14 protein-coding genes are annotated in these 15137 nt (G+C 65.3%); 8 read left to right on the top strand and 6 right to left on the bottom strand.

Features of this window, described 5'->3' with window-relative positions:
• Nucleotides 1-1467, bottom strand: a complete 1467-nt coding sequence (locus QRN51_RS07975) for a lipase maturation factor family protein (protein ID WP_284989367.1) — start codon at nucleotides 1465-1467, stop codon at nucleotides 1-3.
• Between the two features lie 38 nt (nucleotides 1468-1505).
• On the opposite strand from QRN51_RS07975, the gene dxr reads away from it, so the two are divergent.
• From dxr to QRN51_RS07950, 5 genes are read left to right on the top strand one after another with little or no spacing between them, the layout of a single operon-like run.
• A complete protein-coding gene (gene dxr, locus QRN51_RS07970) occupies nucleotides 1506-2690 on the top strand; it encodes a 1-deoxy-D-xylulose-5-phosphate reductoisomerase (RefSeq protein WP_284989366.1) in 1185 nt (394 codons plus the stop codon).
• A 17-nt stretch (nucleotides 2691-2707) separates the two neighbouring features.
• Complete coding sequence (locus QRN51_RS07965; protein WP_284989365.1) at nucleotides 2708-4039, top strand: M50 family metallopeptidase; 1332 nt, start codon at nucleotides 2708-2710, stop codon at nucleotides 4037-4039.
• Between the two features lie 32 nt (nucleotides 4040-4071).
• Nucleotides 4072-4365: a YciI family protein gene (locus QRN51_RS07960; protein ID WP_284989364.1), complete on the top strand. Its 294-nt coding sequence runs from the start codon at nucleotides 4072-4074 to the stop codon at nucleotides 4363-4365.
• 60 nt (nucleotides 4366-4425) lie between these two features.
• On the top strand, nucleotides 4426-5592 hold the full coding sequence (gene ispG / locus QRN51_RS07955) for a flavodoxin-dependent (E)-4-hydroxy-3-methylbut-2-enyl-diphosphate synthase (protein WP_013600504.1): 1167 nt from the start codon (nucleotides 4426-4428) through the stop codon (nucleotides 5590-5592).
• Nucleotides 5555-6442: a GNAT family N-acetyltransferase gene (locus QRN51_RS07950; RefSeq protein ID WP_284989397.1), complete on the top strand. Its 888-nt coding sequence runs from the start codon at nucleotides 5555-5557 to the stop codon at nucleotides 6440-6442. Before ispG ends, QRN51_RS07950 begins: the two co-directional genes overlap by 38 nt.
• A 76-nt stretch (nucleotides 6443-6518) precedes the next feature.
• Here the strand turns inward: QRN51_RS07950 and QRN51_RS07945 are convergent, their stop codons facing one another.
• From QRN51_RS07945 to QRN51_RS07935, 3 genes are read right to left on the bottom strand one after another with little or no spacing between them, the layout of a single operon-like run.
• Entirely contained in the window at nucleotides 6519-7136 is a 618-nt protein-coding gene (locus QRN51_RS07945; RefSeq protein ID WP_284989363.1) for a TetR/AcrR family transcriptional regulator, read from the bottom strand.
• Nucleotides 7133-7876: an ABC transporter permease gene (locus tag QRN51_RS07940; RefSeq protein ID WP_284989396.1), complete on the bottom strand. Its 744-nt coding sequence runs from the start codon at nucleotides 7874-7876 to the stop codon at nucleotides 7133-7135. The genes QRN51_RS07945 and QRN51_RS07940 overlap by 4 nt, the downstream gene beginning before the upstream one ends.
• An 11-nt stretch (nucleotides 7877-7887) precedes the next feature.
• The gene (locus QRN51_RS07935) at nucleotides 7888-8640 is read right to left on the bottom strand and encodes an ABC transporter ATP-binding protein (RefSeq protein ID WP_284989395.1); all 753 of its coding nucleotides are present in this window, start codon (nucleotides 8638-8640) and stop codon (nucleotides 7888-7890) included.
• 602 nt (nucleotides 8641-9242) lie between these two features.
• Between QRN51_RS07935 and QRN51_RS07930 the strand changes: the two genes are divergently transcribed.
• The 3 genes from QRN51_RS07930 to QRN51_RS07920 are packed head-to-tail and all read left to right on the top strand — an operon-like array spanning nucleotide 9243 to nucleotide 13290.
• On the top strand, nucleotides 9243-11054 hold the full coding sequence (locus QRN51_RS07930; RefSeq protein WP_284989362.1) for a proline--tRNA ligase: 1812 nt from the start codon (nucleotides 9243-9245) through the stop codon (nucleotides 11052-11054).
• Complete coding sequence (locus QRN51_RS07925; RefSeq protein ID WP_284989361.1) at nucleotides 11051-11848, top strand: sulfite exporter TauE/SafE family protein; 798 nt, start codon at nucleotides 11051-11053, stop codon at nucleotides 11846-11848. Before QRN51_RS07930 ends, QRN51_RS07925 begins: the two co-directional genes overlap by 4 nt.
• Before the next feature lie 56 nt (nucleotides 11849-11904).
• Nucleotides 11905-13290: a pyridoxal phosphate-dependent decarboxylase family protein gene (locus QRN51_RS07920; protein ID WP_284989360.1), complete on the top strand. Its 1386-nt coding sequence runs from the start codon at nucleotides 11905-11907 to the stop codon at nucleotides 13288-13290.
• 39 nt (nucleotides 13291-13329) lie between these two features.
• Here QRN51_RS07920 and QRN51_RS07915 read toward each other — a convergent pair whose 3' ends face one another.
• Together QRN51_RS07915 and QRN51_RS07910 are read right to left on the bottom strand one after the other, a co-directional pair.
• A complete protein-coding gene (locus QRN51_RS07915; RefSeq protein WP_284989359.1) occupies nucleotides 13330-14352 on the bottom strand; it encodes an aminoglycoside phosphotransferase family protein in 1023 nt (340 codons plus the stop codon).
• A gap of 35 nt (nucleotides 14353-14387) precedes the next feature.
• Nucleotides 14388-15116, bottom strand: a complete 729-nt coding sequence (locus tag QRN51_RS07910; RefSeq protein ID WP_059387825.1) for a VIT1/CCC1 transporter family protein — start codon at nucleotides 15114-15116, stop codon at nucleotides 14388-14390.
• Between the last annotated feature and the right edge of the window lie 21 nt (nucleotides 15117-15137).

Below are 15137 nucleotides of genomic sequence, written 5' to 3'. Positions count from 1 at the left end.
CTATTGACCGCGCCGTCGTGGCTTCGGCAGCGACAACGGGGCGATGACCTCGTAGAGCTCCATCCGGATCCAGCGCTGACCCGTTTCCCGGAACTCGGCCCTCGTGGCGAAGCGGTACAGGAAGCTGCGGGCCCGCACCCAACGCGGCCGGTCGCCGTCGAACGGGTCCTGGCGCAACAAGCGCAAGGTGGGCGGATCGGCGTCGAGCAGCTTGCCCAGGAACGCGTAGAACCATTCCTCGTGCACAGTGCGCAAGGGCAGGAACCACATCAGCCAGTCGAGGCGCAAGTGGTAGGGCGCCCATTGCCGGGGGAGCCGGCGGACGTCGCCGGGCTTGCCCTTGAAGCCGTATTCGCGCCAATCTGCCTCGTCGACGGGAACGTCTGCCTGGGTGCCTTCCACCACGATTTCCACGCGGTGCCGCGTCACCGTGCCGAACGCCCCGTACGTGTTGACCAACTGCCATCGGTTGAAGCTCGCGTTCATGAGCTGCCCCCGTGAGAGCAGGTTGCGGATGGGCCAATAGCTGAGCACCAGGAGGAGCACCGTCACCGCGAGCACGACGGCGAGCCACCACATCGGGGTCTGCGGAACCGCCGCTGCCGGGTTGGTCCGTTGCGGGATGAAAGGCAGCACAGCATGGGCAACCGGGTCGCTCACCGCAGCGAAGGCAAGCACGATCGCGGACCAATTGAGCCACGCGAAGTTTCCGCTCCCCACCAGCCAAAGCTGCGTGAAGACCACAATTCCTGCGGCGATGGTGGCCAGCGGCTGCGGGGCGAACAGGAAGAACGGCACCACCAGCTGGGCGAAGTGGTTGCCGAGCACCTCCATGCGGTGCATCGCTTTGGGCAGGAGATGCGCCTGGCGGCTCAACGGTCCGGGCATGGGCTGGGTTTCGTGGTGGTAGTACAGGGCGGTTAAATCACGCCACTCGCTTCCGCCATGGATCTTGATCATGCCGGCGCCGAATTCCAGCCTGAAGAGCAACCACACGAGCAGGACGAGGATGGTCCTGGGCGGGGGGACCTGGTCCGAACCGAGGAAGCCGACGGTGAAGCCCATTTCCAGCAGCAGCATCTCCCAACCGAAGCCGTAGAAGGTCTGGCCGACGTTGACGATCGACATGTAGAGCAACCACAAGGCCAGGAACGCGGCCAAGGGAAGCCACGGCGGGCCAAGCTGCGGCAGCCCGCCCACGAGTGTCAGGGACACGGCAAGTCCTGCGGCGCACACGGCGCGGAGCAACGTGTCCGAGTACTTCCAGCGGAACAGGCTGGGCCTGCGCAAGACCCTGTGGCCGTCCACATACCTCGGGACAGGCAGGAGCCCATGTTCGCCAAGGAGTGCGGGAAACTGGTTGAGGCTGGACAGGAACGCGATGAAATAGAGCGCGGCCGTGCCGCGCTGGAGCACCTGCCGGGCGAATTCATAGTCCGGCGCCTCGAACCACGAGACCCAGTCCACAAACCAACGCTACGCCTGGGGTGCGGGATACTTAAGCAATGCAGCCGCGCAAGATCATCCTCCTCGGGTCCACTGGTTCAATCGGCACTCAAGCGATTGACGTCGTCGACGCCGCCCCCCACCTGTTTGAGGTCGTGGCGCTGAGCGCAGGTGGCGGGAACCTGGAACTCATCGCGCAGCAGGCAGTCCACACCAAGGCACAGGCAGTCGGCATCGCCTACGGCGACGCCCACGAACTCCACAGACTCATCGGCGCTGCCGCCTCCGCCGCCGGACTCCGGAACTACGATCCGGCGATCATCACGGGGCCGGATGCGTCCACCAAGATTGCCGCGATCGAAGCGGACGTCGTACTCAACGGCATCACGGGGTCCATCGGGCTGGCGCCCACGCTGGCAGCACTCAAGTCGGGCGCCATCCTGGCCTTGGCGAACAAGGAATCCCTCATCGTGGGCGGTGCCCTGGTGAAGGCCGCTGCCGCCGTTGACCAGATCGTGCCCGTGGATTCCGAGCACTCGGCCATCGCCCAATGCCTCCGCGCAGGAACCGACAAAGAGGTTGGGAAACTCATCCTGACGGCGTCCGGCGGACCTTTCCGGGGCCGCAGCCGGGAGCAACTCCGCAACGTCACCCCGGCCGAGGCCCTTGCGCACCCCACGTGGGACATGGGCCTCATGGTCACCACCAACTCGGCCAGCCTCGTCAACAAAGGCCTGGAGGTCATCGAAGCGCACCTGCTGTTCGACGTCCCGTTGGACAGGATCGACGTCGTGGTGCACCCGCAATCCGTAGTGCACTCGATGGTGGAGTTCGTGGACGGCTCCATCATTGCCCAGGCCTCGCCGCCGGACATGCGACTGCCCATCGCCCTCGGCCTCGGGTGGCCGGACCGCGTGCCCGGCGCCGCCAAGGCCTGCGACTGGACCAAGGCCACCCGTTGGACGTTCGAGCCCCTCGACTCGGTGGCTTTCCCGGCCGTGGAACTGGCCAAGGACGCCGCGAAGCAGGGGAGCACGTTTCCAGCGGTCTTCAACGCGGCCAACGAGGAAGCGGTGGAAGCCTTCCACGCCGGGAGGATCCGCTTCACCGACATCGTGGACACGGTGGAGTCCGTCCTCAGCGAACATTCAGGATCCTTGGAGCTGACGGTGGACTCGGTGTTGGATGCTGAGAGGTGGGCACGCACGCGCACCCACGATCGTTTAGCCAACAGCACCCTTTAGGAAGCAGTACTTAAGGCATGAATCCCGTCATTCTCTTCATTCTCGGAGTCGTCTTCGTCGCGATCGGCGTGGCCGTCTCCATTGCGCTGCACGAGGTGGGGCACTTGCTTCCCGCCAAGCTCTTCAAGGTGCGCGTCACGAAGTACATGATCGGGTTCGGTCCTACCCTGTGGTCCACGCGGAGAGGCGAGACCGAATACGGCGTCAAAGCGATCCCGCTGGGCGGCTACGTCGCCATGATCGGCATGTACCCGCCCAACAAGGAAGATGGCAGCGTCAGGCCGTCCAGCACCGGCATGTTCCAGACACTCGCCACCGAAGCCCGGTCCGCGGCGCACGAGGAAGTGGGCCCCGGCGACGAGAACAGGGTCTTCTACAGGCTGCCGGTCTGGAAAAAGGTCATCATCATGCTGGGTGGGCCGGCCATGAACCTGCTCATCGGCCTGGTGCTGACAGCGGTGCTGCTCATGGGCTTCGGAGTGTCCACCGCCACCACCACCATCGCCGAGGTGTCAAAGTGCCAAGTCAAGGCCGGTGAGACCGTCGATCCGAACTCGCCGAACTGCCAACTGACCCCGGCCGCGGTGGCCAAGCTCCAGCCGAACGACGTTGTCACCAGCTTTGACGGCAAGCCTGTGACGAGCTGGGCCGAGATGAGCGGCTGGATCCGGGCATCCGCCGGCAAGTCCGTGCAAATCACCGTGGACCGTGGCGGCAAGAGCGTCACCACGCAGGTTACCCCGGTGCTGTCCGCACGCCCCGTCATCGCCGACAACGGGCAGCAGGCCAAGGGCTCGGACGGCAAGCCACTGTACGAGGAGGTCGGGTTCCTCGGCATCGGTGCGCAAACCGCCATGGTGCCCCAACCGGCGTCGACCGTTCTTCCGATGGCCGGCGAGAACATCAAGCAGATCGCCGGAGTCATCCTCAACCTCCCCGCCAGGGTAGTCGGAGTAGCGCAAGCGGCTTTCGGCTCCGAACCGCGCGATCCCAATGGCCCTATCAGCGTCGTCGGCGTTGGCCGGGTGGCCGGTGAAGTGGCTGCCATGGATCAGGTTCCGCTGCAATCGCGCGTCAGCGCCCTCGTGGGGCTCCTCGCCGGACTGAACTTCGCCCTCGCCGTCTTCAACCTGGTTCCGCTCCTGCCGCTCGACGGCGGACACGTGGCGGGCGCGCTCTACGAGGGAGCCCGGCGTCGATTCGCCAAGCTGTTCGGCAAACCGGATCCCGGCGCTTTCGACATCGCCAAGCTCCTGCCGCTCACCTACGTCGTGGCGAGCGTCCTCATGGCCATGAGCGCTCTGCTGATCTACGCGGACATCGTCAAGCCCGTCAACCTCTTCGGCTGATCCGGATTGGGCTGGGGGGATAGGCTATCCATATGACTGTTTTCGCTGTTGAGTACGTTTACGACGCCGAGTCCGCCGAGGTGCGCGACGCGAACCGCCCCGCCCACCGCGCCTGGCTCGCCAGCCTCGCCGAGCAGGGAACCCTGCTGGCGAGCGGCCCTTACACCGACGGGGCGGGTGCGCTGCTCCTGCTCGAGGCCGCCGACGAGGCCGAGCTGAACGCCACGTTGAAGGAGGATCCGTTCGCCGCCGTCCGGGGGATTGCAGGCATCCGGACGTCGGAGTGGAACCCCGTCATCGGAATGCTCTCCGCCCACGCTTCCTAGCAGCATGACCGGCCGGGTTCCCGGCCCTACGATCCACCCATTTCAACCCAAGGAGTCCACGTGACCTCGGTCAGCCTGGGAATGCCGTCAGCCCCGCCCCCCGTTCTCGCGCCCCGCCGCAAGACCCGCCAGATCAAGGTGGGTTCGGTCGGCGTGGGCTCCGATTCACCCATCAGCGTGCAATCGATGACCACCACCCCCACCACGGACATCAACGCCACCCTGCAGCAGATCGCCGAGCTGACGGCGTCCGGCTGCGACATCGTGCGTGTCGCTTGCCCCTCCGCGGACGACGCCGAGGCACTGCCGATCATCGCCCGCAAGTCCCAGATTCCCGTGATCGCGGACATCCACTTCCAGCCGAAGTATGTCTTCGCCGCGATCGAGGCCGGTTGCGCCGCGGTGCGCGTCAATCCGGGCAACATCCGCAAGTTCGATGACCAAGTGAAGGAAATCGCGGCGGCAGCGCGCGATCACGGTACGTCCATCCGGATCGGCGTCAACGCCGGGTCCCTGGAGCCCGGCATCCTGAAGAAGTACGGCAAGGCCACCCCGGAGGCCCTCGTCGAGTCCGCTGTGTGGGAAGCGTCGTTGTTCGAGGAACACGGCTTCCACGATTTCAAGATCTCCGTCAAGCACAACGATCCCGTCATCATGGTGGCGGCCTACGAGATGCTTGCCGAAAAGGGCGACTGGCCGCTGCACCTCGGCGTGACCGAGGCCGGGCCCGCCTTCCAAGGCACCATCAAGTCCGCGACGGCCTTCGGGGCGCTCCTGTCCAGGGGCATCGGCGACACTATCCGCGTGTCCCTCTCCGCCCCGCCTGTCGAGGAAATCAAGGTCGGCAACCAGATCCTGCAGTCCCTCAACCTGCGCCCCCGCAAGCTCGAAATCGTCTCCTGCCCTTCATGCGGACGCGCCCAGGTGGACGTCTACACGCTGGCTGAGCAGGTCACGGCCGGGCTTGAGGGAATGGAGATTCCGTTGCGCGTCGCCGTCATGGGTTGCGTGGTGAACGGCCCGGGTGAGGCCCGTGAAGCCGATCTCGGTGTGGCCTCCGGAAACGGCAAGGGCCAGATCTTCGTGAAGGGCGAAGTCATTAAGACTGTCCCCGAGAGCCAGATTGTTGAGACACTGATCGAAGAGGCCATGCGTATCGCCGAAGAGATGGGGGAGGCCGATGGCGAAGATGCTGTCAAGGGTAGCCCCGTGGTTAGCGTCTCGTAGCGAGACAGCCGCCGATGGGATTTCCGTCCGGGTGCTCGGCGCTGCCGACACCCGGGCCCTTCGCGTGCTCGCGATGGAAGACCCTGTAGCGAATGTCTTCATTCTGGCGCATCTCGATTCGTCGGGGAGCGCCGCACCCACGTCCGGTGGGGCGAGCGTCTTTGGAGTGTTCGACGGCGATGCCCTGGTGGGTGCCTGCTGGGCCGGCGCCAATCTGGTTCCGGTGCAGCTGGACCCCGGGCTGGCTTCCCGCGTTGCGGCTGTTGCGCACCGGGCAGGACGCCGGTACGCCTCGATCTTCGGGCCGGCGGAGACCGTACTGGCGCTGCATTCCCGCTTGGAGCAACTGGGCCATTTCGCCCACGAGGTACGCGCCGACCAGCCACTTCTGGCCATCTCGGGGCCACCCGCCATCGAAGCCAATCCGCAGCTCGGCTTCGGAAACATCGCGGATTTCGACCGTATCCTGCCCGCGTGCGCAGCCATGTTCGAAGAGGAAGTGGGGTATTCTCCCTTCCTCGGGAGCGAGGACTTCTACAGCCGCAGGGTGGCCGGACTGATCCGGCAAGGCCATTCCCTGGTGCACATCGACGCCGGCGGGAAAGTGAAGTTCAAAGCCGAACTCGGGGCGGTCACCGCTCAGGCCACCCAAGTGCAGGGCGTCTGGATGAACCCCGAGTTCCGCGGCCAAGGACTCAGTGCCGGGTACATGGCGGGAGTCGTTGTCCTGGCCCAGCAGTTCGCGCCGATCACCAGCCTCTACGTCAACGAGTACAACACCAGGGCGCGCGCCACGTACGAGCGGGTCGGGTTCAAGCGCCTGGGAACCTTCGCCACGGTGCTGTACTGATCAACCCCGTTCTAGGCAACCCAACTAACTCGCAATAGATGTCGTTTTGAGGGCTCATAACGACGTCTAATGCGAGTCAGTTGGGAGGGGTGAGCGCGCCGGTGAGGTAGTGCTGGACGTTCGGGGCCACAAGCCGCACTACCTCGTCCTGGGATGCCGAAGCCAGGGGCTCCAGCCGGACCACGTAGCGCATCAGCATGAGACCCACCACCTGCGTGGCAACAAGGGTGCCGCGCATCTTCGTCTCCTCAGGGGAACCGGGAAGACCCGCTGTGATCCTGGACAGGATGGTCCTCGCCACCATCTCCCGCAGCAAGGCGGTCTTGGCCTTGGAGCCGATCGTTCCCCTGACAAACGCGACAAGCCCGTGTTGTGCCGGGCTTTCCCACAGACGCAACACGGCGCGGACGATTGCTTCGGAGCGTTGCGCCGGGGCCAACGATTCGACGCCGGCCAGGACCTCGTCGGGATCAGCCGGGAGTTCGATGCTCTGGGCGAAGAGTTCGTCCTTGCCCTTGAAGAAGTGGTGGACCATGGCCGGGTCCATCTCTGCTTCGCGGGCCACTTGCCGCAGGCTCGTGCCGTCGAAGCCGTGTTCGGCGAAGAGCCGGCGCGCTGTAGCGAGGATCAGCTCGCGGGAGTCGCTCCCGCCGCTGCGGCGTCCCCGCCGCAGGGGAGGCACGCCGCCGCTCATGAGGTCCGCCGTCGGAGGGTGAACGAAGCCAGGACCAAGACCCCCACAACGATCGCCGCCATGACCCCGGCATCCTGCCACATGGCCTGCGTCGCCTCGGTGTTGTCGGCGATCTGCTGGAGCGCATCGACCGAAAACGTCAACGGCAGCACATTGGAAATGCCCTCCAGGAGGCTGTTCATGTGGTCCCTGGCCACGAAGAGTCCGCACAAGAGGATCTGCGGTATCACCACCACCGGCATGAATTGCACCGCCTGGAATTCGGTCCTCGCAAAGGCCGAGCACAACAGGCCGAGCGCAACACCGAGTACTGCGTTGATGACGGCAATCATCACGACGTAACCGGGACCGCCCTTGATATCCAGATTGAAGATCCAGTAGGCCACAGCGGTTGCCACAAGGGACTGCAGGGCCGCCATGATGGAGAACGCCAACGCGTAGCCGAACAGGAGATCGGCTTTGTGGATGGGCGTCGTCAGGAGCCGTTCCAACGTCCCCGACGTCCTTTCGCGCAACATCGTGATCGACGTGACCAGGAACATCACCACAAACGGGAAAATGGCCAGCATCATGAGTCCCACGCGGTCAAAGGTCCGGGGGAATCCGGGAGGCGGGGTTTCGTTCTCGAACAGATAGTAGACGCCCGTGAGTAGCAGGGCCGGAACCACCATGATGAGCGCGACGCTCCGGTGGTCGTGCCGCAGTTGTTCCAGGACCCGCCTGGTGGTGGCAAACATCATCCGTGGATTCATCACGCCACCTGGCTTTCATTGGCACTCCGGTGGCTCGAAGCGGCGCCCGCTTCCTGGATGATGTGCAGGAAGGCCTGTTCCAGGTCGTTGCTGTGTCCCCGCTCGCTCAGTTCCGCCGGACTGAGCTGCGCCAGCAGCAATCCATCGCGGAGCAGGAGCAACGAGGAACAGTGCGAGGCCTCCTCCATGACATGGCTGGACACCAGCAGGGTGGTGCCCGCTTTGGCCAAGGCGGCGAACCGTTCCCACAGCTCGGCACGCAGTACCGGATCCAAGCCAACCGTCGGTTCGTCGAGGACCAGCAGCTTCGGATGCGAGACGAGCGCGCAGGCCAGCGAGACCCGGCTGAATTCACCGCCGGAAAGGTCTGCCGTTTTCCGCCGTGCCAGTGATTCGAGCCCGACGGCGGCAATCGCCTCCGCGGTGTCGGCCGCCGAGACGCCGTGCATGGCTCCGAAATACCTCACGTTCGCCTCGACGCTGAGGTCCGTGTAGACGCTCGGTGCCTGGGTGACGTATCCGACGTCGTGCCGCAATGACGGAGTACCTGCTGGACGGCCCAATACGTCCACGCTGCCGGCTGTCAGCCGCTGGACGCCGACGATGCAGCGCATGAGGGTTGTCTTGCCGCTCCCCGAGGGTCCAAGCAGGCCCGTGATCCGTCCGGGTTCCATGGCGAAGTCCACGCCACGGAGAATCTTCTTGCGGCAGCGCGTGACGTGCAGGCCCTCCACCGTGACCGCAGGGGACATGCCTGGTGCAGGACTTCCCGCTGGACTGTGGGACATCGCGGCCTCCGATTTATTCATCAGGTGATGAATAAAAGGTAAATCCATTACACAGGCGCGTCAACTGTGAGCCTCGGTGACAGATCCTGCAACGCGGGGTCACTTACGGCCCATGTCGGACCTCCGGATGGGCGCTAACTGACCCCGCGTTGTTCGTTGCCAGAATTGATTAGTCCAAGCCCTTGAAAAAAGTGTCCACCATCACATAAATTCAGAACCAGCCGTGTCGCTGGGGCGCGGACGGTTTCAGAGAGGAAACACAAAACCAAATGGCTGTAGGCGTTGATCTTTCGAAGGCATTCGACGAGTCCGACTAAGCCTCCAGGACAACGCCCGCGGCCGACCAGCCGCTGAGCCACGCCATGGCAGGATGACCAGCCGCCCAGCGGCCAGGGGCTTCCTCGCACCATGGCGTGGCTCATGTTCGTTCGGGGCGGCTTTGCTTTCCGAAGAACCCGGGGAAGGGATCCGGGGGGGACGGCCCCGGCAGGTTCCCCGGCCGCAAGCCGGTAGATTGGTACACAGTAGTTTTTGCCAGCTCTTGCCATAGAAACGGATTCTGACCCGTGGTCCTTCGCCTCTCCCAGCTGTTCCTGCGCACCTTGCGTGAAGATCCCGTCGACGCCGAAGTCGCAAGCCACAGACTCCTGGTCCGTGCGGGCTATATCCGCCGTGCCGCACCGGGCATCTACACGTGGCTGCCTTTGGGATTGAGCGTCCTGCGCAAGGTCGAGCAGATCATCCGCGAGGAAATGGCCGCTATCGGCGCCCAGGAAGTCCACTTCCCGGCACTGCTGCCCCGCGAACCGTACGAGGCGACCAACCGCTGGACCGAATACGGCGAAGGGCTGTTCCGCCTCCAGGACCGCAAGGGTGCCGATTACCTCCTCGCCCCCACGCACGAGGAAATGTTCACCCTCCTGGTCAAGGACCTGTACTCCTCGTACAAGGACCTGCCGCTGAGCCTGTACCAGATCCAGAACAAGTACCGCGACGAAGCACGCCCCCGGGCAGGCCTCCTCCGCGGCCGCGAATTCATCATGAAGGATTCCTACTCGTTCGACGTCGACGACGCCGGCCTGGACGCGAGCTACGCGGCCCACCGTGCCGCGTACCTGAAAATCTTCGAGCGCCTTGGCCTTGAGGTCATCCCCGTCGCCGCCACGGCAGGCGCCATGGGCGGATCCAAGAGCGAGGAGTTCCTGCACCCCACCGAGATCGGCGAGGACACCTTCGTGCGCTCGGCGGGCGGCTACGCCGCCAACGTCGAAGCCGTGACCACCGTGGCCCCGGCCGAGATCGACTTCAGCAACGTGCCTCCCGCACGCGTCCTGGACACCCCGGACACGCCCACGATCGACACCCTCGTGACGGCTGCCAACCAGCTCGCACCGCGCAGCGATTCCGACGGCGGCGCCTGGACTGCCGCCGACACCCTCAAGAACGTGGTCCTCGCCGTCACGCTGCCCACGGGCGAACGCCAGATCGTGGTCATCGGCGTTCCCGGTGACCGCGCCGTGGACCTCAAGCGCGTCGAAGCCAACATCGGTTCATTCCTGCCCATTGCCGGCGAAATCGGGCTCGAAGCGGCGAACGAGGACGACCTCAAGAAGATTCCGGAACTCGTCAAGGGCTACATCGGCCCCGGACTTGTCCTCGGCGAGGCCGTTCTCGGGCTCGAAGGAACGTCCAAGTTGCTCTTCCTTGTTGACCCCCGGGTTGTCTCGGGTACCAGCTGGGTTACCGGGGCGAACGAAGACGGAAAGCACGTGTTCGGTCTCGTAGCCGGGCGCGACTTCGCCTGGGATGGCGTCATCGAATGCACCGAGGTCCGCGCGGGAGACGAAGCCCCGGACGGCTCCGGCCCCTTGGAGACTGCCCGCGGCATCGAAATGGGACACATCTTCCAGCTCGGCCGCAAATATGCCGAGGCCCTCGACCTGAAGGTCCTTGACCAGAACGGCAAGCAGGTTGTGGTCACCATGGGCTCCTACGGTGTCGGCGTGACACGTGCCGTGGCCGCCCTGGCCGAGGCCAACAACGACGACCGGGGCTTGATCTGGCCGCGCTCCGTGGCCCCCGCGGACGTCCACGTGGTCGCCGTCGGACGCGGCGAGGAAATCTTCGCTGCGGCCGAGAAGCTCTCCGCCGAGCTCGAGGCCGCCGGCCTCGACGTGATCTACGACGACCGCCCCAAGGTTTCCCCCGGCGTGAAGTTCGGCGACGCCGAGCTCGTGGGCGTCCCCACCATCGTGGCGGTGGGCCGTGGCTTGGTGGACGGCGTTGTGGAGATCAAGGACCGTCGCACCGGCCAGGCAGAGAACGTGGCAGTCGAGAAGGCTGCCGACTACGTGGTCAACGCCGTACGCCAGAAGTGATCTCCGGCTTCGAGTCGGTCCAGCTCACCACGCTCGTCATGATCGTCGTCGCTGGATTCGCGGCCGGTTGGATCGATGCCGTGGTGGGCGGCGGGGGACTGATCCAGCTCCCCGCGTTGCTCCTGGTTCCGGGGATCACCCCGGTCCAGGCGCTGGCCACCAACAAGATGGGCTCTATTTTCGGGACGACAACCAGCGCTGTCACCTACTACCGCCGGGTTGGCCCTGACCTCAAGACGGCCATACCCATGGCGGTGATTGCCCTCGCGGGCAGTTTCGGCGGAGCCGTCCTGGCGGCCAACCTTCCGTCGAGCGTCTTCAAACCCATCATCGTGGTGGCCCTCATCGCCGTCGCGCTCTTCACTGCGCTGCGCCCCAATGCAGGCGAGCTGACCGCTCTGCGTCATGACGGCCACACGCACTACGTGGTGGCCTGCGCCATAGGCAGCGTGATCGGGTTCTACGACGGCCTGATAGGTCCTGGTACAGGCTCCTTCCTGGTGATCGCCCTCGTCTCCGCGATGGGCTATGCCTTCCTTGAGGCCAGCGCCAAGGCGAAGATCGTCAATATGGCCACGAACGCCGGTGCCCTGTTGTTCTTCCTGCCGCACGGATCACTGCTGTGGGGCGTCGGCGCCGTGCTGGGCTTGTCCAACATGGCCGGCGGCTACCTGGGCGCCCGGACAGCCGTGAAACAGGGCAGCGGGTTTGTGCGGATTGTGTTCCTGATCGTGGTCGGCGCGTTGATCGTCAAACTCGGCGTGGACGTCTGGAACGACTACTTCGCCGCGTAGCGCCCCGGACGTCGCAAGCGATGGCCGCAGGGAAGCCCCGGGCGTAGCATGCACTCATGTGGGTCGATTCCGGCGACTATGAGCAGGCACTGGAACGTGCATGGGAGCATACGCGTGAGTGGTTGAGGGCCTTGCCCAGGCGGCCGGTACGGCCAAGCATCACGGCTGACGACGTCGCGGCAGTCTTCGGTGGACCGTTGCCGGCCAGCGGACTGGACGCGGCCTCGGTCATTGATTTCCTTGCCGAACATGCAGAGCCCGGGCTCATGGCCATGCAATCGGGGCGTTTCTTCGGTTGGGTCATCGGCGGCACGGTGCCGGCAGGCATGGCTGCGGACTGGATGGTTTCCGCATGGGACCAGAACTCCGGACTGCGTTTTGCCACACCCGCCACTGCCGGGATCGAAGAGGCGGCAGGGCAATGGCTCCTTGAGCTGCTCGGCCTACCTGTTGGCTCCGACGTCGGATTCGCGACCGGCGCAAGCATGGCCAACTTCACGGCGCTCGCGGCGGCCCGATGGCGCCAGCTGGCCGCCGTCGGCTGGGATGTCAACGCCGGGGGACTCCAGGGCGCGCCGAAACTTCGTGTCCTCGTCGGGGCCGAGCGCCACGAGAGCCTGGACATGGCCTTGCGCTTCCTGGGCTTCGGGGCCCCGGAGGTTGTTGCGGCGGACCATCAAGGAAGGATTGACCCAGCCGCGCTTCGGACTGCGTTGGAGTCCGGTTCCGGTCCGGCAATCGTGTGCCTCCAGGCCGGGAACCTGCATTCCGGAGCCTTCGATCCTTTCCCCGAGGCGATTTCTGCTGCCAAGGATCATGGCGCGTGGGTCCATGTTGACGGGGCTTTCGGGCTGTGGGCAGCCGCTGTGCCGGGACTGCGGCATCTGGTGGAGGGCGTCGGATTGGCCGATTCGTGGGGAACCGATGCCCACAAGACCCTCAACGTGCCGTACGACGCCGGGATCGTGGTGGTACGTGACGTTGCTGCCCTGCGATCCGCCATCGGCATGCACGCCGAATACTTGATGCAGGATGACCACGGCCCCGGCGACCCCATGGAGAAGGTACCCGAGCTTTCCCGACGGGCCAGGGGAGTGCCGGTATGGGCGGCCTTGCGTTCCCTGGGTGGGGATGGCGTGCGGGAGCTTGTCGCCGGGCGCGCCGAGTGTGCCGCGGAACTGGCCAGGCGGCTTGCCGAGGTGCCCGGCGTCGAGGTCCTCAACGATGTGGTGTTCACGCAGTTGTCGCTGGCCTTCGGTTCCGACGAGAGGACGCGTGCCGTGACGGACTTCATCATGGCCGACGGGAGGGTCTGGATGTCCGGTTCACGCTGGCAGGGCAGGGATATCCTGCGAGTCTCGGTGACCAACTGGTCCACGGACTCGGCAGACCTGGATATCGCGGTGCAGGCCATCAAGGATGCTCTGGCGGCCACCGCCTAAGCGTGGCGCCTGAACGGTACGGCCTCCGGCGCCCTGAAGCTAGCTCGAGGCGGCCAGTCCAGGTTCGGGCAGGTCGTGTGCGGCGGGCAGGCCGTCCAAGGGACGTCCTGCGAGGGTGCTGGCCACCCACAAGGAGCGTGCAAGGTCGCCCTCATGCCGTGGCTTTCGGGCATACCACAGGGCGTTTTCGACCTCGCGAACCAGGCTCCATTCGCGGGCCGCTTCGCCGTCCAGGCCGGCCGCGCGGCTGAAATCCGCGCAACGCTCCAGGAGCGCAACCTCCGGGGCCGTCGTGGAGAGGTCGCGGATACGGTTCCACAAGATCGGGGCGACGGCGAACTCCGCCTCACCGATCTTTGGTTGCGGATCGATCGCCACGTATGCGCGCCTTCCGGCGGCCCGGGCGCCATTGAGGTGGGGGAGGATGTTCATGAAATGCAGGTCGCAATGGACCAGGACGTCCCTGCCCGCCCGCCGTCCGACAGCGCCCCGGGTCTGGCACACCTCCAATGCGGCTTCCAGGAGCCATCGGGGGAAGGGCTGGCCAAGGTGCTCCCAGTCCGCCGGCAACTCATCGCTCCAGCGCTCGGCACGTGCCGCTATATGCTCAAACTCTTTCCACTCGGGCCGCTCGTCGGGTTCGATGCTGAGTTCCTTCACGAGCGATCCCCACACGTCGCGGGCTTCGTCCATCGGGGCGCCCTGTAACCAACTGACGGCGTCGAGCCGCTCCAGGAGCATCGCGCAGGACGCGGCATCGGCGTCGAGCATCCTGACGGCCCCGGTGCCGCCCCACAGGGCCAGCGCGTGCCGTTCAACGAGGGCCTCCTCGTGCGGGAACGCTATCTTGAGCACCGAACGGGCGCCGTTGTAGAGGACCGGAATGACGATGCCGCCGTGGCCATTCCAAGGTTGCCCGCCGGGTTCCAGGTCAACGGACAGCCGCCAGCGTTCCAAGCTGGCATTGATCAGTCCGGGCAACCCTGAGAGCCACGCCCGCCCCTCCGCTGTGCGGGAGTAGCGTGCCTGGAGGTCGCCAGGGATCGAAACGAAGGTAGACATCACTGTCAGCCTACCCAAGCCGGTCCGGGGATGGTTCAGACCACTCCGGAGGAGCCCAGGAGGCTTCCGATGAAGAACGTCGCAGCAAGCGCAAGGGCTCCGCCGATGACGACCCGCACGGCGGCGCGGGTCTTCGAGCTGCCGCCGATCCACGCCCCGATCGCTCCCGTGATGGCCAAGGCGAGCAGCACGGAAATGAAGGTCAGCGGTACACGCAGTCCCGGAGGCGGGAGCAGGATCGCGAGCATCGGCAGTACCGCGCCGAGGGTGAAGGCAATGGCGGACGCGAAGGCCGCATGCCAAGGGCTCACGATGTCGTCCTCGTCGATGTTCAATTCGGCGGAAAGGTGGGCCGCCAAGGCGTCATGCTCCGTCAACTCCACGGCCACTTTCCGCGCTGTTTCAGGCCGCAGTCCCTTGGCCTCATAGATCGCAGTCAATTCCGCGAGCTCTTCTTCGGGTTCCTCGGCGAGCTCCCGGCGTTCCTTCTCGATGAGGGCCTTTTGGCTGTCACTTTGGCTGCTGACGGAGACGTACTCGCCGAGTGCCATGGACACCGCGCCGCCCACGAGTCCGGCGGCTCCGGCAGTGAGGATCGCGCCGGTGTTCGTGGTGGCGCCGGCGACACCCACCACGATGGCGGCGACGGAGACGATTCCGTCATTGGCGCCAAGGACGCCTGCCCGGAGCCAGTTGAGCCGGTGGGCGAGGTCGTTGGCGTGTGGTTCATTCTCGTGCAGGGCTGCAGTTTCGATGGAAGCCATGGTACAAGCCAAGCACTTGGA

Origin of the sequence: Arthrobacter sp. efr-133-TYG-120, from assembly GCF_030209785.1 — a bacterium.
Lineage (GTDB): Bacteria > Actinomycetota > Actinomycetes > Actinomycetales > Micrococcaceae > Arthrobacter.
Note: the sequence above shows the minus strand (reverse complement) of the source record. Positions and strands in the feature narration are given on the sequence as shown.